Below are 18461 nucleotides of genomic sequence, written 5' to 3' on the forward strand. Positions count from 1 at the left end.
GATCGCGGCAACGCCAAGCCCGGCATGCTGAGCACGGTCTACGGCGCAGGCGCCACCGGCACCGACCTCACTGGCGCGCCGGATAGCGAAAGCCATCGCACTCAATTACGACGCGCAGAGAATCGCCTCACCCAAGCCGATGGCCCTTGGCTGCGTTACGTATTCGATTGCAGCGCCAGCGCCCCGGCCCTCAGCGGCGCCACAGCGGGTGGCGATAGCGGCGGCCCAGTCACCATCGAAGTGGCCGGCCGCACCTATCTGGCCGGTGTCACTCACGGCCTGGATGGCACAGCTAGCGAAGTGAAACATCTCGTGCAGCAGATGCAGGATGGTTCGTTCCGCATGGGAGTATGCGGGCAGCGCTTTGCGGCCGCGCGGGTGAGTTTTTACGCGGCGTGGATTGACCAGACTATGGCCGGGCACTGAGTTGCCGGGTAGGCCCCTGCGAAGCGACGCTCCCTTCTTGGAACAGTCTTATTTCCCCACAAACAGCGTCTTGATGCCCGTCACAGCAATCTGCAGCCCCACGCAGAAAATAAAAAACGCAATCAAACGATTGAAAATCCGCTCGCCCTGGGATCCCAGATAGCGCTCGATACGCTGCGTGTTGAGAAAAAACACATAGATCAGCACGCACATCACCACGATAGCCAGCAGGATGGCGAGCATGTTGTACAAGGTCTGGCGCAGGTCGGCATCCGAACCATGCGCGCTCAGCGTCAGCAATACCGAGATCGTTCCCGCCCCCGTGGTAAGCGGGAACGTCAGCGGATAAAACAACTTGTCGTCGATGCGCGGCTTTGCTTCACCGACACTATCGCTGCTGTCTGCGCTTTCATCCTTGTCGGACGTAAGGAATTCCCAGCCCATCCTGCAGATCATGATGCCGCCCGCCAGCTGCACCACGGGAATCGACAGCCCGAACAATTTCAAAATCCATGCGCCGGCGATCAGGGTTACCGTGCAGATACAAAACGCGTACAGCGTGATCTGACCTACGGCCCGCTTTTTTCCGGCTCGATCCAGTTGTGCGAAGTAAGGCATCACTACGAAGGCGGTACCGATGGGGTTCACCACCGGAAACAACGCTACAACGCCGATAAAGAGCAAATGGATAAACTGGTGAAGTTCGGATGCCATGCTCGCCAAACCTTATTTAGAGAAACGATCTGCCCGCGCAGAGTCTGCAGCTTGTCGAGATACCAGGAGACCTGACCAACGCGCCGTAGGCTCACGTCTCATGCTGACTTGCCTACCCCGCCCCATTGTCGACACATCAGGTGAGTCTACACAAAGTCTTCACATGGCCGCTGACGTATCGGGTCGGTAATTGACGAAATACTCCGCAACATACAGCCCGCACGGCCAGCATTACGTGTTGACAACTCGCTGTTAAATAAACAACTTCCACGACCTGTATTTAGATGGCTCATTTCATGCTTAGGCCATTGACGCCTCACAGGGCAGATCCAAGCTACGTCAACGGAACAACCTTGTTCCGGCCACTATGTTGAATTCCACCACTCGTACACAGGGATTTTGAGAGATGGCATTTCCTACCGCAGTGAATTCGCAGATTACCGACGCCGTAACCCAATCCAACGTAAAAGTGATTGGCGAAGCACCCGCCATAGCGCTTGGCTCGTTGTATCAATCCCTTGCGCATGCCGCCGGGATTGCAGCGGAGAGCCTGGTTACCCAGCAACAAAACGCCAATAGCTTGTCGCAAGCGCTGCTTACGCGGTGCGTGCAGTCCCTTGTCGGCTCCGCCGGTAATTAAGGAGGCGACCCATGGCTTTTCCAACTTCCGTCAACGATCAGATTACCGATTCGGTCACCCAGTCCAACGTCAAGGTGATTGGTGAAGCGCCTTCGGTAGCGCTGAGCTCGCTGTATCAATCCCTTGCGCACGCCGCCGGCATCGCGGCACAAAACCTCGTCACGCATCAGCAGAATGCAAACAACTTGTCGATGGCCATCGTTTCGCGTTGCGCCGAGGCGCTTCTCGGCAACACGCCAGCGCAAGAGTGACGTCATGGCCGACGAAACCACAGTCAACAGCCAGATCACGGACGCCATAACGCAGGTCAACGCGTCGGTCGGCGGTTCGTCCGACGCCCTGGCGCGTGCCATGGCGGACCAGATCATGGCCCACGCCGTGTCGGTGGCCATTCAAAACGCCGTCGCGCAGCAGCAACACGTTTACATGCTGCGCAACGCCGTTACCGCCGCCGCCGTCCGCGCCATTCTGGACTCAGACCCTGAGCAGGCCCTGCGCTTTGCCGATGAAGCACTGAGAGGCGACGACCTCGCCGAGACCATCGAGCGCCTCAGCGCCATAGTGAAAGGCAAACCCGCTGACAATACTCAACCGGGGAAATGACGATGACAGGCGACGAAAAAGAAGCTCCACCGCTGTCCCAGGCAGACGCCACCACTGCTCCACCCACCTCGCAAAACAGTCCATCCATCGACGCTGTGGCCGCACAGATCCAGCGCACGCATGAGCAAATCATGGCCGCCCTGACTACCAGCCATCAGCAAGTCGAGGAGGCCATGCGCGCCGCCGAAGAAGCAGTAACCACAGCGGTGCACGGGGTGACAAAGGCCGTGGACATGGCGCAGCAAGCAACCAGGAAACCAGGCGCCTGACGGCGTCAGCGCCAGGAAACCAGAAAAACGTCCCGCTGTTTTTGCCGCGGCCTATCCCAAGAAAACTCGGGCATCCGAGCTGACGATGGGCTTCCCGGGCCCGGCAGTGGGACGTTTTTCTTTTCACATAAGGAAGGGATATGCCCGCTATTGCATACAACATGGTTGGAACATCGCGCCGTAAATGCGTGTGCAAAGTCGCCCCCAAAACCTGGCTTGCGCACTGGATACGCGGAACCCGGCTCCGGTTGCCGGACAAATGCTGTGCCAGATATTGCCGACGCCCGGTGGCGGTCGGCGCACACGTCCGGCTCGAAGGGGAAGATGGCAGAACCCCGTGGATTGTGCCGTTCTGCCAGTTTCATAATAAGCGCCGCAGCAGCATCCCCATCGTGCTCAAGCACGGGGTAACGCTTTGCGGCGCCGCGAAGATTGACTGCGAATAGGTCCAAGTACCGCTTGTAGATGCATGAATCAGGGGGAGTGATGGCAAAGCGCAAGGAAAGCGGCATCGAGCTATTGGCTTCGATGCCCTGGCCCATCGGTTTCGTGTTGGGCATCGTCGCTTACGTAGCGATTCGCTACGGCGTCGGCTGGTATATGTCGGCGTCCAATAATCCTTTACTCCAAGGTCTCGGCAAACAAGCTTCGGGTGGTGTCTGGGCACCCCTTGCCTGGATGGTCTTGGTCATTTGCTGGGTGGGGGCCATCGGCTCCTATATACGCAGCCGCCACCGCAGGCGCTTACTGGAAACGCAGACAGGGCTCGATAGCCTGCGTGCGATGACTTGGCGAGAGTTCGAGATGCTGGTGGGCGAAGCGTTTCGTCGCCTGGGCTATACGATTCGCGAAACCGGCCTTGGTGGCGCGGATGGCGGTATCGATCTGCTTTTGCACAAGGACGGCAAGGTCACGCTCGTACAGTGCAAGCAATGGAAGACCCAGCGCGTTGACGTCAAAGTCGTGCGGGAGATGCTTGGCCTGCTGACGCATCACCACGCTGAGGCGGTGAAGATTGTCGCGGTAGGTGACTACACCACGGATGCACGGCGGTTTGCAGAAGGCAAACCTATCGAGCTGATAAACGGTGAGGTGCTGCTTGCGTTGGTGCGTGACGTGCAGAGGCCAATGCTCGCGAAGGTGGCCCCGGCAATGACCAACCCCGTCGATACACCCGCGCCCGAACGGCCACCCTCACCAAGCCCCTCCTGTCCCAAGTGTGGTGCCAATATGATCAAGCGTTTGAATCGCCAAACCAAAGATCACTTCTGGGGTTGCGCGGAGTATCCAGCGTGTCGGGGCACCAGAATGGCGTGACCTTCGTGTAGATGGCGCGATGACTTGTCTGCGTAACTCGCGCATGGCAGTCTGGCGATTCATTAAGCCGTGTTCTGCCTAACGTTCGATATTGAAGCGTTACCACAAGGAGGCGATATGGAAACGAAGGTTCTGAAGGAAATCCTGGTGGAACAGGGCGAGATCGATCGCTACTACGAAGGCCACGTACCCACTTCGCTCTGGCGGGCTTTGAATCATCAGCGCGGCATGGCTTTGTTCGAGCTGATTGAAGAACCCTTCGTCATGTCAAATGGCCGCCCCCGTCCACCGGACATCACCATCGTCTCTCGCAATAAAGTCCCGTGGGTAACCGTCTCCGAGACGCCGCGTGGTATCAGCACCTGGGATGCACCGGGGATACCTGGCGGAAAAGATTGGAGCTATTACCGCATCCCCGCAGGCACCGTCCTTCCCGAGGGATTGGCGATAGTACGTGATCACTACAACAAGAAGCTGGACGCCACCCACCACACTATAGCGCCCGCTCGCGACATGCCGCTTTCGCACTTTAAGTTCCTGCTGAACAAGTTGGCTGAAAACGCCATCAAAGAGGCTGTCTGATGATATTTAGCAGCACCCTGGCTCCTTTGGCGGTATGCGCCGTCCGTGATGCCGTGCTCTATCACGAGCGACTGCTTCAGAGCGAAACGCTACGAAACCGCACCGACTACGAGGAGTACGCAGTGGATTTGTCGGTATTTCTCGACGAGATCACGCATCGATACAAGAAAATTGAAGCAAGCCTCAGCCTTCCCCTCGACGACTTTTTCGAGTCCGACGTTCCTACCTTGGCATATCGCGTCGAAGACAGCGGCAAAGCAGCAACAGCCATGGAGATTTCTGATCCCTATGCGCTGCTTATGGTTTCCTCGGTGCGCGACGCCATCCTCTATAGGGAAAGCCTTCTTAGAGATCAAACTTCACAGAAAGATCTTGAGGACGCAGAGGCGTATTTGATTCATCTCGAAAAGCTTCTTGAATTCGTCAAGACTGAGTACAAGAAGATTGAGTCGAAAGTTGGTGTCCCGCTAGAAAGAATCTTGCACTCGGAATGAGTGCGTGGAGATCACGAGTAAACGGTGCATATTCACGTACTGGCCACGGGGTCGTAGGTAGTTAAGGCAATTTAATTACCTCCGACCCTGAGGTTTCTTTAAAGCGTCTTGCGTGTAACCGAGCCCGTTGTCACCCACCCCCCATCAAAGTAAGAAAGCTCATCGTAAACTGTGATGGGACCACCCGCTCCATTTAGGACCATGCTTACGTTGGATCCAGAATTACAAAATGAGGCATTACCCGACATTTTGAATTGAATGGGGCGATTATCACCGGTCAACGCTGCAAGGTGCGATCCAGAGGCATTCGTTCCCTTCTTGCTGTTGAAATAGCTCGCGCAAGAAGTAAACGTGACCCCGTGAATGTCCGTAACTTGCGGCGGTAGGCCTGCAACGGTTGACGAGCCAGTTTTCAACAACCAGCCTTCGGCCTGATTACTCTCTGCACCGCAGCCAGTAAACGCCACGCCAACCATGTTAGTCATGGCGTATCCCCACACGTTGCTATCGGCGCCACACGCCGTGAACGTAGAGTAGGTCATTCCATTCAACGACCACCCTATTCCCTGATTGGAGCTTGCATAACACCGACTGACATTGAGCGATGTGTGATAGCCGGCAAAGAGAAATCCGATACCTGAATTCGATGCCGACCAGCAGTCCGACAATGTGCCCATGTAGGCATTAATGAACATGAAGCCATTGCCCTGGCAATTTTGGATGCGCACATTCCTGATGGTGAATAGAGAGCAGTAGCTTGAGCCTCCTACCGTATTACCGTTCCCCACTACGATTCCGTGACCCGGTGCGCCGTTGATCAACATATCCTCTATGCCGAATTGCGCACCCGAGCCAAATGCAAGCCCAGAAACGCCTGCTCCAGCGCTACTGAAGTCCAAAAACGTGCTTTGTGGACCATCACCTCGAGCGATGATGTTGTGAACGAATCCTGCCGCATAAGCCGTAAAGACTAGCGTGGAGGTACACCGATAGCGTCCTGCCGGAAAATACAGAACGCCGCCTCGGTAGTCGTTGTCCTGATCGAGCGAATTGATGGCGGCCTGGATGGCGGCCGTGTCGTCCGTAACCCCATCTCCCGTAGCACCAAATGCTTTGACGTTTGTCCATACCACGGGCTGCGGTGTTGTTGTCTGTGCGTGAGATAGCGACGGGCCTGTTACTAAAACACCACCAACGACAAACGGTAAAGTACCGATAAATTGACGCCTTTCCATGTCATTCCTCAAGTGATTGCACTTCATGACAGTAGCTCGAATGCATTCGAGCCATCAAAAAAAAACATGGCAAAAAACCAGACGGGAGTGGACTTTCTTTCCCTCAAAATTGAAAGTGCACTCTGACCCTGAAGTTTGCGAAACGTGGGGAAACTTCAGACTCTGATCCTGAGGTTTCCCCACGTTTCATGCCGGAAATCCCATCTGCTCGAGCACGTCGTCATATTGAGGATACGATGAAAAACGTGGGGAAACCTCAGAACCTGACCCCGTTCTTCAATAGATGAACCTACCCCTTTTTTTCGACCGCTTTCTTCAAGAAATGAACGTGACGCTACACGTCACGCTCGTCCTACTCGATAATTATCGAAGTGATCTTTGCATCGCTCACTCCCGTGGAGAGCTCAGAGTGAACGCTGATGGCGACACCATATTTATCGAGGTAAACATAGCGCCTCTTGCTCTGCGGCACGCCATTCATGTTGTATTCCGTGCAGACCACGTCCCAGGCTTCGCCTGATAGTGACGCGTACACGTCCGTAGCAGGCTTAGCGTCTCCTCGTACACATGAGGTGCGCCCATCTCGAAAGTTCATAATCTGCACTGACGTTCCATATTGGAATTCATACTCAAGGCCATTCCGTAGCGAAGTAATCGGGTCAAAATGCTTGAAGTTCTTCACCTCCATAAGGAGAGGAGCAACGCGTGCTGACAGATTCATGGTTTGCGACTTTAGAGGAACCAAATTCCTGTAACTCAGCTTGTACATCTGGCTCATGGGAACGCCATTGCGCGAATTCTCCGACAGGAACTCCACAAAGCCACCGCCCGCATTGGTAAGCGTGGTGGCTTCATCCATGGTTGTGGTTTTGTTCTTGTCGTCGACGTTCAAGGTCCATGTCTGGCGATAGACAATGCGCTTGAAATTGAGCCGCCCTCCGTCCGCTTCGCTGATGGTCTTGCGAACCGGCCCCGGCAGATTGTCCGGCGAGAAATGATCGGTGAGATAGCCGGCTTTGTCTTCTTGAACATTCTTGATTTGCACCGGATTGACACATCCGGAAATCAAGCTGGCAACAACTGCACAAAGCGCTATGCGCAAATTAACCGTGAACTTCATACATTCCCCTGTATCGTGATCGACGTTCGCAAGGACGCGCGTCGCACTGGACAAACCTCATGTCCAGCCCTGCATTACCCGCTTACCCCTTTTTTGTGCCACCTTTCGGCACCGACAAATCATGCGCCATCTGACGCCACTGGGAAAGACCCTTTTTTCCCTGCGCCACAAAATTTAGAGCCAGAGTGTGCTTGCTTGCGCTTCAAACTTGAAGTGGGCTACGCCCCCGGTTTCGCGTCGTTCGCCGGCGGACGGCCTATTCAGTGTTGCCTTAAGGCAATTTACTAAGATTTGCGTTAGTAAAGTCACTCGAGCTTGCTCCAATCGTCTGGAAATAGCTATTTTTGATGGCGCTACAAACAGAAACCTTAATAATTACCTCCGACCTTTCTCGTCGAGCCCTTATCGTCAAGCGTCTGCACATTCGCAATGTGCTACTCCTTCTCTTTCTGTCGAACGGATCCACTCGATCTCGGTAGTGATCTCGCTGTCAGGATCCTTCAGCAAGAAGTGTTGACGCCAGTCATTGGAGCTTCTCCACTGCTTTATTGCCTTGCAATACCCACCGATTCAGTCACCCGCTGGCCTTCGCAGGCAATTCCATTAAAGGTCCAATGCGCTGCGTCATTGAGCGCAGAAACATCCACGAACTTGGAATTACTGGAGCGCGCGATCCATTCGCGCGCAACCTGGCCACTACGATCGACTACGACGGTGACTACCGGTATCTGCGCGGCCGAATCAGCCAGAGTGTGTTCGGCCTCACGAACCATCGTGCGTCGGCAGACATCCGCCGATGCTTCTATACCGTCAGTGCTGGAGGGAGGAACTGGCGGTGAAGGCGGTGGAGGGGCTATGGACATTCTGCTCAAGGCGACGGCTGCACCCTTTGGTAGATCGTAGTAATACAGGAGCGCCGACTTCACAGTGGCGCCTGCTTTGTCCCGCAGTTCCCAGTTATTCAATTCCAATCCGGGATGCTGGTGCAGATACGCCGTCATAGCGCCCGCCGCACGCGCGTCGTCGGGTGTCGGCAGTCCATACAAGGCCAGCAGGACTGCCTCGGAACTCTCATCCTGCACATTTAGAAAAACGGTGGCTCCATCATAGAAAACCATCCTCAGCGTGCGCAGGCAGTTGATCAGACAGCGCGACGCCGGTGGCTCCCCATGATGGATGGCTGCAACGTAGGCGTCGTGATAGGCCGTTTCCAGTGTTTGCGCATAGCTGCTTGCATTGGACGGCGGCGTCGGAAAGACATGCTGCCCTGGCCCGAGCTTGAACGGGGCGTAGTGCTCAAGGGCGAGGTTGCCATTTTCCAGCGACGCGGTGAACGCGTCTCCATTCGGCAACCAGATGCGGAACAGTTCGTTGCTCAAGGCGCTCACTGCTATGGGCAGATCATCTCCCAGCACGTTCAGATTGAAAGACACCGGGATGGCTACTTCTGCCTCGGTGGGCATGCCGTACTTGAGTTCCGGTTTGAAGGTCCAGTGCTGTACGGCTTCGAGTGCCGCCTTGTCCAACTCTGAAAACCCGCTACTGCGTTGGATCCGTATGTTTCGCGGTATGCCATGCACATCAACAATGAGCAACACCATCGCCGTGCCCTGATGACGCTGTCGAATAGCCTCGGGTGGATAAACAAGCGCAGGCTTTGTCGCCAATGCGGGGCGGACGATGGAGGGATCCGCTACCGTCGTGGGGTACGCAACCAACATGACCGGCAACGCAGCAAACAGGCCGCAAGCCGCGAACAAAAGGCGCAGCATGCGCCACTTCGTCAATCGAAAATCCATAGCCCCTGTTTCCCTTTCGTTCTACATCCCATGCGAGCGATAGCAATCACTCGTCTCGGCCATGGCCTGTGTTTGCTGGCGAATGGCCTACCCGCATTTAGTTTGCGGCTGAACTGCGCGGGATATCAAGGCGTGTAATCGCTGATTGGCTTCAACAAGCGCTGCGGGCTATTGCGTTACTCAGGTTAGTCATGGGGTTTGTTTGCAGCAGGCGCGAGCTGATCCTGCTGTGGGGCCTACTATCAAAGTCGCTGGGCCCCGGCGTTCTCCGGGGTAACGGTGTTTGAGGGTTGGTTACGATCCGGTTCGGAGCGAACTCGCCCTTTGCCCGGTTTTTGCAAGGGGGTGGTTCTTGGCTAGATGGAAGATGGCGCGCTGCACAGCCCCTCACCCCAACCCTCTCCCCGGAGGGGAGAGGGAGCCGGGCCGTGGTGGCCATATCTCGCGTCAACCTTATGGACTCAGCACTCCGTCACGTAAAGCGACCGGGCCACAGCGCCAGACATCGTGGCGGACAAGTACTCTATGCTGCTCTGACAGCGTGTTTCAGCTTCCCTGCATCCTGCAAGCGTCGATACAGCGATCCAGCACTGAAATCGAGGCCATTGGGCTACGCCAGAGCACCGAATTCTATGTAGTGGCGTGCGAAGAAAGCAGGATCGCTTAGAGGGGCCGTCATGGCGGTAGCCGTTTCCACGATAGGGCCAAAGTCGTAAATACCCGTCGCACCGTCGAAAAAGTGCAGTTCGAGCGGGTAATCGCCCATCGGCCTGGCCGCGATTAACTTAATCACTTACATGTTCCGCCGATATTCGCCACCCACGTCATAAAGCGCGTGGCTGATCTGCCCCAGCGAGTTGTACTTCACCGCCTCCATCAACTGCTCAAACACATTCTTGCGTTCGCGTGCCGTTACTTGCAGTTTCTTGAGGCTATCGGGCGCCAGCATGTTGCGGGCCTTACCAAACGCCTGCACGTTCTCAATCTGCTGCCCCTTCTCTTCTTCCGTCGAACGAATAAGCTCGATCTCGGTAGCAATCTCGCCGCCGTGATCCTTGGGCAGGAAGGTATTGACACCGATCAGCGGCAGGCTGCCGTCGTGTTTTTTCTGCTCGTAGTACATCGATTCTTCTTGAATCTTGCCGCGCTGGTACATGGTGTCCATGGCGCCGAGCACGCCGCCGCGTTCGCTGATGGCTTCGAATTCCTTGTAGACGGCTTCTTCGACGATATCGGTGAGGGTGTCGACGATGTGGCTGCCTTGCCAGGGGTTCTCGTTGAAGTTGAGGCCGAGTTCTTTGTTGATGATCATCTGGATGGCGACGGCGCGGCGCACGCTTTCTTCCGTTGGCGTGGTGATGGCTTCGTCGTAGGCGTTGGTGTGCAGGCTGTTGCAGTTGTCGAACAAGGCATACAGCGCTTGCAGGGTGGTGCGGATGTCGTTGAACTGGATTTCCTGCGCGTGCAGGGAGCGGCCGGAGGTCTGGATGTGGTACTTCATCATCTGGCTGCGGGCGCTGGCGCCGTAGCGTTCGCGCATGGCACGGGCCCAGATGCGGCGGGCGACGCGGCCGATCACGGTGTATTCCGGGTCCATGCCATTGGAGAAGAAGAAGCTCAGGTTCGGCGCGAAATCGTCGATATTCATGCCGCGCGCGAGGTAATACTCGACGATGGTGAAGCCGTTGCTGAGAGTGAAGGCGAGCTGGCTGATCGGGTTGGCGCCGGCTTCGGCGATGTGATAGCCGGAGATGGAGACCGAATAGAAGTTGCGCACCTTGTGGTCGACGAAGTATTGCTGGATGTCGCCCATCATGCGCAGCGCGAATTCGGTGCTGAAGATGCAGGTGTTTTGCGCCTGGTCTTCTTTCAAGATATCGGCCTGCACGGTGCCGCGCACGGTTTGCAGGGTTTCTTCTTTGATGCGCGCGTAGGTTTCGGCGTCGACGAGCTGGTCGCCGGTGACGCCGAGTAGATTCAAGCCGAGGCCTTCGTTGCCCTTGGGCAGATCACCGGAATACGCGGGGCGCGTTTTGCCGGCGAAGAGTTCGTCCATGCGCTTTTGCGCGGCGGCCCAGCGCGCGTTATCGGCCTTGAGGTATTTCTCCACGTTCTGGTCGATCGCGGTGTTCATGAACATCGCGAGGATGATCGGCGCGGGGCCGTTGATGGTCATCGAGACGGAGCTGCTCGGCGCACTGAGGTCGAAGCCGGAGTACAGCTTCTTCATGTCGTCGAGGGTGGCGATGTTGACGCCGGAGTTGCCGATCTTGCCGTAGATGTCCGGGCGCGGCGCGGGATCTTCGCCGTACAGGGTGACGGAATCGAACGCGGTAGAGAGGCGCGTGGCGGCGCCGCCCTGGCTCAGGTAGTGGAAGCGGCGGTTGGTGCGCTCGGGCGTGCCTTCGCCGGCGAACATGCGGGTGGGGTCTTCGCCGGTACGGCGATAGGGGTACACGCCGCCAGTGTACGGGTAGTGGCCGGGCAGGTTTTCGCGCATGAGGAAGCGCAGCTGGTCGCCCCAGTCTTTGGTTTTGGGCGGCGAAACCTTTGGAATTTTTTGGTGGCTGAGTGATACGCGGTAGTTTTCTACGCGGATCACTTTGTCGCGCACTTTGTATTCGTTGACGTCGTCGGTGACGGATTTGTAGAGCTTGGGCCAGTCGCGCAGGAGGTGCAGGGCTTCGTGGCTGAGTTCGCGGAGGGCGGCGTTGTAGCGTTGGCGGAGGAGTAGCAGCGAACGATCCACGATTTCGTCGCCCCGGCGAAGGCCGGGGTCCAGTGACGTTGTTTTTATGTCGTGCGCTTCGCGCGGCGTATTTGACTGGGTCCCGGCCTGCGCCGGGACGACGTTGTTGGAGTGTTCGGAGGGGTGGAGGTCGTCGTGGTCGTAGCGTTCCAGTTCGCGCGGGAGCTTGGGATCGCCTAGTTCTTTCAGCGACTCGTAGTAATGCTGCGCCTTGCTGGCGAATTCGGCTTCGCGCTCGATCTCGGCATTGATGCCCCTGCCCTGCTCGGCGATTTCGGCGAGGTAACGCACGCGTGCGCCGGGAATGAGTACGGTGGCGCGCGGTTCTTTCAGCGATACATCCAGATTTGGCTTGAAATCGCAGTGGGCGGATTCGATGGCGTGCTCGCCGCCTTTCGATGCCAGCTTGTCGCGCAACAGGTGGCACAGGTTGGTGAACATCCAGGTGACGCCCGGATCGTTGAACTGGCTGGCGATGGTGGGATACACCGGCACGTCGTCGTCTTTCAGGGTGAAGGCGTTGCGGTTGCGCTTCCACTGTTTGCGCACATCGCGCAGCGCGTCTTCCGCGCCGCGCTTGTCGAACTTGTTGAGCACGACGAGTTCGGCGAAATCGAGCATGTCGATTTTTTCGAGCTGGCTGGCGGCGCCGTAGTCGCTGGTCATCACGTAGACGGGGAAGTCGACCAGGTCGACAATTTCCGAATCGCTCTGGCCGATGCCGGCGGTTTCCACGATGACCAGGTCGTACGGCTGGCTCTTCAGGAAGCTGATGCAGTCGTGCAGCACTTCGTTGGTAGCGGCGTTCTGGCGGCGCGTGGCCATGGAGCGCATGTAGACGCGATGGCTGCGCAGCGCATTCATGCGGATGCGGTCGCCGAGCAGTGCGCCACCGCTGCGGCGGCGCGTGGGGTCGACGGCGAGCACGGCGATGCGCATCTGCGGAAAGGCGTGCAGGAAGCGCAGCAGCAATTCATCCACCACGGAGGATTTGCCGGCGCCGCCGGTGCCGGTCATGCCGAGCACGGGAGTGTGCTTGCCGGCGAGCGACCATTCCTTGCGCAGGTGCGCGAGTTCGATGTCGCTCAGCTTGCTCTCTTCGATGGCGGAGAGCATGTGGCCGATGCTGATTTCGTTGTCGATGGTGATGTCGGCGGGAACGATGGCATCGTTCTGCTCGCGCTGCGCGGCGGCGTTGCCGGCGCGGTGCATGACGTCTTCGATCATTTCCACCAGGCCGAGCTTCATGCCGTCGTTGGGGTGGTAGATGCGTTCCACGCCGTAGGCTTGCAGCTCGCGGATTTCCTCCGGGGTGATGGTGCCGCCGCCGCCGCCGAACACGCGGATGTGGGCGGCGCCGCGCTCTTTGAGCATGTCCACCATGTACTTGAAGTACTCGACGTGGCCGCCCTGATAGGAGGACAGCGCGATGGCGTCGGCATCTTCTTGCAATGCAGCACGCACCACGTCTTCCACCGAGCGGTTGTGCCCCAGGTGAATGACTTCCGCGCCCTGCGATTGAATGATGCGGCGCATGATGTTGATGGCGGCATCGTGGCCATCGAACAGGCTGGCGGCGGTAACGAAGCGCAGCGGACTGGTTTCAGGCTGCGCGGCGGTGGCAGGAACGTGCTTGGCGGGGGAACTCATGGGGACTCCGAGAACGGGGATGTTCCAAGTGCAACTATTCTAGTGGGGTTGTGGGTGGAACGCTTGTGGTCTATCGCTGGCAGACAGCGGTGGCTGCCATCTATAGCTTTCTGAGCGGGTGCAACGCCTGCTTCACACGCTTGCGCTGCACTTCTTGCTTGGCCGCCATTCCTGCGGAAGCGGGAATCCATTCAGGGCAACATGGATTCCCGCTTTCGCGGAATGGCGGCGGTGAGGGGATGCACACGCTACGGCGGGCATCGTCTTCATAACGAATAACAAAATTTTCAGCAGTCGCCCAACTTCCATTGAGATTTCTCTAAACCGCGCAGAGCACATCGCATGCTCGACTCGCACTTTTCCATCGGGACACACCCATGACTTCATCCATCACTTCGGCGAAACGATTCAGCTTGCAGATGTGGCATCAGATTCTGATCGCGATGCTGCTTGGCCTTGCCATCGGACATTTCTTTGGTGAACCGGCCAAGATGTTGCAACCGCTGGGTGACGTGTTCATGTCGCTGATCCGCATGTGCGTGGTGCCGGTGGTGTTTGTGTCGGTGGTGTGCGGCATTACTTCGCTTACCGACCTGGCGGCGATGCGGCGCATTGCGTGGAAGTCGATTGCCATTTACATGGTATCGATGGCAATCATGGCGGTGCTGGCCATGGGCGCGGCAAGTTTCTTCCACGTGGGCAGCGGTTTTGGCCTCACCGTCGGCGCGAGCGACGCGGTGGCGGAGCAGTCGACCAGCATCAAGGATGCGCTGCTGGGTGCGATTCCTTCCAATCCGTTCAAATCGTTTGCGGATGGCGCCTTGTTGCCGACGATCGTGTTTGCGGTGTTGTTTGGCCTGGCGATCAACCTGACGGGCGAGAAAGCCGCACCGGTGCGCAACTTCTTTGAGGGCATGTCGGCGGTGGTGTTCAAGCTGATCGGCATGGTGCTGAAGTTTGCGCCGATCGGCGTGTTCGGCCTGATGGCTTACGTCACGGCCGACCATGGTTTTTCGGTACTTGGTCACCTCGGCGCGCTGGTGGCGGTGGCCTATGCGGTGATGATCTTCTTCATGCTGGTGTTGTGTGCGTTGATGCTGATGATGTTCCGCCTCAATCCGCTGCCGTTCCTGCGCAAGGTGATACCGGTGCAGTTGTTTGCCTACTCCTCGGCCAGCAGTGCGGCAACCTTGCCGCTGAATCTGGAAAACACGCAGCAACGCCTTGGCGTGGATCCGCGCGTGGCCAGTTTCGTGTTGCCGCTGGGCTCCACCATCAATATGTCGGGGCTGGCGGTTTATCTGGGTACGGTGGCGATTTTTGCCAGCAATGCGTATGGCATTGAGTTGTCGCTGATGCAGATGGTGATGGTGGTGGTTACCACCACGCTGGCCTCGATCGGTGCGGCAGGTGTGCCGGGCGCGGCGCTGGTGGTGATGAGCCTGGTGCTGGCGTCGGCGGGTTTGCCGCTGGAAGTGATTGCGGTGATTGCAGCGGTGGATCGCTTGCTGGACATGGGCTGCACGTCGGCGAACGTGACCGGCGATACGGTGACGGCGGTGATGGTGGCGAAGTCGGAAGGGGTGTTGGACGAGGCGTGTTACAACCGGGTGTGAGTGTTGGTTGTGATGGAACCTACCCCGTGTGAGCGGGGTAGGTTTTTTTGTGGGTTGTCGCCGTGACGCTTACTCTTGCCTCACCGTCATTCCGGCGAAAGCCGGAATCCAGTACAAATAAACCGTGCGAAGCACACATAACATTCTTTTATGTCGAGTGCTTCGCACAGCGCATTTACACTGGATTCCGGCTTTCGCCGGAATGACGGTGAGGTGGTTGACTACGCCAAGCCGAATGGCAAATTCGGCGAGGCCACTACACGATCGCCCACATTTTCACCACGCACAAACGCCAGCGTTGCCTCGATCACTTCCGCCGCATCCAGGATGCGGTGATGCCCAAGTCCCTGCGTGGTAAGCAATCGCGCACCCGGCCAATACCGCGCATAACGCTCGCCCTCTTCCCACGGCACTTCGCGATCGTCGAGGTCGTGCACGATCAAACCCGGCTGGCCAAGCGACAGTACGTGATGGTGCACGGTCAGGTCGCGTGCATGGACGCCGGTTCGTTTTGCGTACCAGGAAAGGAACGGCTCACGCAGGTGCTCGCCCAGCCGCACGAAGCGGATGAAGCGATTGGCCGCGGCTTCGATGTCCGCGGCAGGCGCAATCAATGCCAGGCGTTGCGCACGCCATTCCACATCCTGCGCCAGTGCCACCGCGGCACCGCCCATGGAATGGCCGACCGCCAACGCGGCGTTGCCGAAGTGTTTTCCTACCGCACGCACGGTGTTGATGAAATCCAGCAAGGTGCAGAAGTTGCCGCTGCTGGCGCCGTGGCCGGGCTGATCGAACGTCACCACTGCAAAACCCAGTGCGCGCAGCTTCACGATCCATGGCAGAAAGCGCAGGCCGAAGCTGGACCAGCCATGCACCAGCAATGCATACGGTTGCATGGAGGGGTCGCCCCATACGTAGGTAGCGATGGATTGGGCGTTGATGCGCAGTTCGCCGCGCTGCATGTCGCTATCCGGCTGCGCGGCGCGCGAACGCGCGCGGCTGCTGGCGAACGGGGTGCCGAACAAACGCGCGGCGCGGTCCACGGTTCGCTTGGGTGCAAGCCGGCCGCCTACGGCGAATCCGATGCGTACGACGCCAAGCTTGAAGCTGGAGTGCGGAGAACGGCGGCGTGGGTTTGCAGTCTGGCGTGTCATGGCGTGCTCCTGGGGGTTCAGGGCTGATAACTGGCAAACAGGCGATCGACGGCCGCATGGGCGTGGCGGCTGGCTTGTTCAAAACCGAACAGCCCGGCGTCATGGTGCAGGCCGAGCATCAAGGCATAGATTTCAAATGCGAGCAGGTCCGGCTCGACGTCGGTGCGCAGATCGCCCACCTCCATAGCCAGTCGAATCGCACGAGCCAATTCGCTGCGCCAGGTCGACTGCTGCTGTTTGACGCAGGTGCGCAGCGGACCGTCGTCGCGGCCGTCGTACTCCGTCACCGCACTGACCAGCACGCATCCACTCTGGTGAATACGCCCCCATTCGAACCAGCGTTCCACGATGGTGCGCAAACGCTGCAACCCACGCGGCTGCTTGAGGGCCGGCGCCATCACGAAGCTGGCGAAACGTTTGCCGGTAGCTTCCAGCAACGCCAGTTGCAGGTCTTCGCGGGAGCCGAAATGGGCGAACACACCGCTCTTGGACATGCCGACACCAAGGGCCAGGGCGCCGATCGAGAGGCCCTCCAGGCCGTCCTGGCGGGCCAATTCGTAGGCGTGGTCGAGGATCAGCTCGCGGGTGGCGGCGCCTTTGCTGGGGGTGATGGCTGGGCTCATGGCCAGCAAAATAGCACGATCGTTCGTTTTATTTCTAGTGGCGAAAGCGGCCAAATCACGTGGGCCCGTTGGGCGCGCCCGCCCTGCAGGAGATTCCCCCTCTCGTCATCCGGCGTTCGCCGGAATGACGTGAGGCGAGATTGGCCATCCAGGGAGAGGCGGGGGGCACACTCTCGCCACCACGCAAAACAAAAACCAAGTCGCCGTTCCCCCCCCCAGCTTGCACGACCATCGCAAATACTTCTGCTGCTACCTGAACCAGCCAAAGCAATCACGTCAACACGATCAGACACGCTCGCGTTCCCCAATTCGACAGCCGTCCACGTGCAGCTGCCGCACTTTAAGGAGAGAGACCCATGATCAGCATCACCCGCAAACTGGCCTTTGTTGCAGGTATTGGCCTTGCGCTGGCCAGCGTGAGCTACACGCCGCCGGCTTCCGCGCAAATCAGAGTGGGCGTAGGCATCAATGTCGCGCCACCGCCGCCGCGTTTTGAGCGTGTACCGCCGGGCCGTCCCGGTTGGATGTGGACGCAAGGGTATTGGCGTTGGCAGCCACGCGCGCATCGCTACGTGTGGGTACCAGGTGCGTGGGTGCGTGCGCGTCCGGGTTATCGCTGGTATCCGGGTGTGTGGGAGCGCCGTGGACCGAATTGGTACTGGCGTGATGGCCGCTGGGGTCGCTGATGGTTCGATTCTCCGCAAAAACCTGCGCTTCCTCGCATGTCCAAGCGCAGGCTCCGCGCCAGCTTCGCCAACTAGACTTGCATGTGGCGCTGACCGGATCGGCAGCTCCGATCCAATTCCCTGGGGGCTTCAATGTCATTACGTTTTGCATCCTTGCTGGTTGTGGCCGGCGTGGCAGCCACGCTTGCCGGTTGTGTGGTGGAACAACCAGCGCCGCGGCCACGTCGTGTCGTGTACGTTGCGCCACCGCCGCCGCCGCACGTGGTGGAGGTGATTGCTCCGCAACCGCCGCCGGTGGAAGTGATTGAACAAGTACCGCCACCGCGTCCGGGTTACGTGTGGGCACGCGGCTACTGGCATTGGGACGGCGGCCGCTACGTTGCGATGCATGGTCACTGGGAGCCGGTGCGCCCTGGCTATCACTACGTGCCGCATCATTGGGAACATCGTCCCGATGGCTGGCACTTGCGCGTAGGCGTTTGGGTTCAAGGGTAAACACATCGCTTTCACGTAAACAAAAAACGCTCCGCAGCCTGCGGAGCGTTTTTTTGTTTGCTGCGATGCGAAAGCGGTGCCTTCATCGCTCGTACTAGAATTATTCGGATAACTCACCGCCCCAGCCTCTTTGCTGGGGTTTTGAGTTTCAGGCGTCAGGTCCTTGGCGGGGCCAACGCTTTCCCATTCGAGTGCCTTCCCCAGCACCGTCAAACGTGGAGTTCAAGTTCCAATGATTTTCGAAACCATCGCTAAAACAGGCCACGAAGAAGTCGTCTTCTGCCACAAC

Annotated in this window: 18 protein-coding genes and 1 pseudogene; 11 read left to right on the top strand and 8 right to left on the bottom strand. The window is 58.1% G+C overall.

Annotation, left to right across the window (positions count from 1 at the left end; all coding sequences use genetic code 11):
• Nucleotides 1-426 (top strand): annotated as a pseudogene (locus V7M64_RS20505) (hypothetical protein); the annotation flags it as partial.
• A gap of 48 nt (nt 427-474) precedes the next feature.
• On the opposite strand, the gene V7M64_RS20510 reads toward V7M64_RS20505, so the two are convergent.
• A complete protein-coding gene (locus V7M64_RS20510; protein ID WP_333681812.1) occupies nt 475-1140 on the bottom strand; it encodes a MarC family protein in 666 nt (221 codons plus the stop codon).
• Between the two features lie 406 nt (nt 1141-1546).
• Between V7M64_RS20510 and V7M64_RS20515 the strand changes: the two genes are divergently transcribed.
• The 7 genes from V7M64_RS20515 (at nt 1547) to V7M64_RS20545 (ending at nt 5045) form a co-directional block, all read left to right on the top strand.
• Nucleotides 1547-1780, top strand: a complete 234-nt coding sequence (locus V7M64_RS20515; protein WP_333681813.1) for a RebB family R body protein — start codon at nt 1547-1549, stop codon at nt 1778-1780.
• 11 nt (nt 1781-1791) lie between these two features.
• The gene (locus V7M64_RS20520) at nt 1792-2031 is read left to right on the top strand and encodes a RebB family R body protein (RefSeq protein WP_333681814.1); all 240 of its coding nucleotides are present in this window, start codon (nt 1792-1794) and stop codon (nt 2029-2031) included.
• A gap of 4 nt (nt 2032-2035) precedes the next feature.
• Nucleotides 2036-2383 (top strand): RebB family R body protein, encoded by a 348-nt coding sequence (locus V7M64_RS20525; RefSeq protein ID WP_333681815.1) that lies wholly within the window; start codon nt 2036-2038, stop codon nt 2381-2383.
• Between the two features lie 2 nt (nt 2384-2385).
• Nucleotides 2386-2652, top strand: coding sequence for a hypothetical protein (locus V7M64_RS20530; protein ID WP_333681816.1), 267 nt, complete (start codon nt 2386-2388; stop codon nt 2650-2652).
• Between the two features lie 483 nt (nt 2653-3135).
• Nucleotides 3136-3969, top strand: a complete 834-nt coding sequence (locus V7M64_RS20535) for a restriction endonuclease (protein ID WP_333681817.1) — start codon at nt 3136-3138, stop codon at nt 3967-3969.
• A gap of 117 nt (nt 3970-4086) precedes the next feature.
• Nucleotides 4087-4551 (top strand): hypothetical protein, encoded by a 465-nt coding sequence (locus V7M64_RS20540; protein WP_333681818.1) that lies wholly within the window; start codon nt 4087-4089, stop codon nt 4549-4551.
• Nucleotides 4551-5045, top strand: a complete 495-nt coding sequence (locus V7M64_RS20545; RefSeq protein WP_333681819.1) for a hypothetical protein — start codon at nt 4551-4553, stop codon at nt 5043-5045. Before V7M64_RS20540 ends, V7M64_RS20545 begins: the two co-directional genes overlap by 1 nt.
• Nucleotides 5046-5143: 98 nt before the next feature.
• Here V7M64_RS20545 and V7M64_RS20550 read toward each other — a convergent pair whose 3' ends face one another.
• The 5 genes from V7M64_RS20550 to V7M64_RS20570 all read right to left on the bottom strand — a co-directional run bounded on the left by V7M64_RS20550 (nt 5144) and on the right by V7M64_RS20570 (nt 13598).
• Entirely contained in the window at nt 5144-6280 is a 1137-nt protein-coding gene (locus V7M64_RS20550; protein WP_333681821.1) for a glycosyl hydrolase family 28-related protein, read from the bottom strand.
• A 352-nt stretch (nt 6281-6632) separates the two neighbouring features.
• Nucleotides 6633-7400, bottom strand: coding sequence for a hypothetical protein (locus tag V7M64_RS20555; protein WP_333681823.1), 768 nt, complete (start codon nt 7398-7400; stop codon nt 6633-6635).
• A 545-nt stretch (nt 7401-7945) separates the two neighbouring features.
• Nucleotides 7946-9199 carry an energy transducer TonB gene (locus tag V7M64_RS20560; RefSeq protein WP_333681825.1) on the bottom strand — a complete coding sequence of 418 codons (1254 nt, stop codon included), beginning with the start codon at nt 9197-9199 and terminating at the stop codon, nt 7946-7948.
• Between the two features lie 610 nt (nt 9200-9809).
• Nucleotides 9810-9992, bottom strand: coding sequence for a hypothetical protein (locus tag V7M64_RS20565; RefSeq protein ID WP_333681827.1), 183 nt, complete (start codon nt 9990-9992; stop codon nt 9810-9812).
• The gene (locus tag V7M64_RS20570) at nt 9993-13598 is read right to left on the bottom strand and encodes a methylmalonyl-CoA mutase family protein (RefSeq protein ID WP_333681828.1); all 3606 of its coding nucleotides are present in this window, start codon (nt 13596-13598) and stop codon (nt 9993-9995) included.
• Nucleotides 13599-13975: 377 nt separating this feature from the next.
• On the opposite strand from V7M64_RS20570, the gene V7M64_RS20575 reads away from it, so the two are divergent.
• Nucleotides 13976-15214, top strand: coding sequence for a dicarboxylate/amino acid:cation symporter (locus V7M64_RS20575; protein WP_333681830.1), 1239 nt, complete (start codon nt 13976-13978; stop codon nt 15212-15214).
• Between the two features lie 221 nt (nt 15215-15435).
• Here the strand turns inward: V7M64_RS20575 and V7M64_RS20580 are convergent, their stop codons facing one another.
• Nucleotides 15436-16368 carry an alpha/beta hydrolase gene (locus V7M64_RS20580; protein ID WP_333681831.1) on the bottom strand — a complete coding sequence of 311 codons (933 nt, stop codon included), beginning with the start codon at nt 16366-16368 and terminating at the stop codon, nt 15436-15438.
• Nucleotides 16369-16385: 17 nt separating this feature from the next.
• Entirely contained in the window at nt 16386-16991 is a 606-nt protein-coding gene (locus V7M64_RS20585) for a TetR/AcrR family transcriptional regulator (RefSeq protein ID WP_333681836.1), read from the bottom strand.
• A 356-nt stretch (nt 16992-17347) separates the two neighbouring features.
• On the opposite strand from V7M64_RS20585, the gene V7M64_RS20590 reads away from it, so the two are divergent.
• Together V7M64_RS20590 and V7M64_RS20595 are read left to right on the top strand one after the other, a co-directional pair.
• Complete coding sequence (locus tag V7M64_RS20590; protein ID WP_333681832.1) at nt 17348-17677, top strand: hypothetical protein; 330 nt, start codon at nt 17348-17350, stop codon at nt 17675-17677.
• 132 nt (nt 17678-17809) lie between these two features.
• Nucleotides 17810-18172: a YXWGXW repeat-containing protein gene (locus V7M64_RS20595; protein WP_333681834.1), complete on the top strand. Its 363-nt coding sequence runs from the start codon at nt 17810-17812 to the stop codon at nt 18170-18172.
• Nucleotides 18173-18461: the final 289 nt, after the last annotated feature.

Source organism: Dyella sp. (genome assembly GCF_036746095.1).
Lineage (GTDB): Bacteria > Pseudomonadota > Gammaproteobacteria > Xanthomonadales > Rhodanobacteraceae > Dyella_B.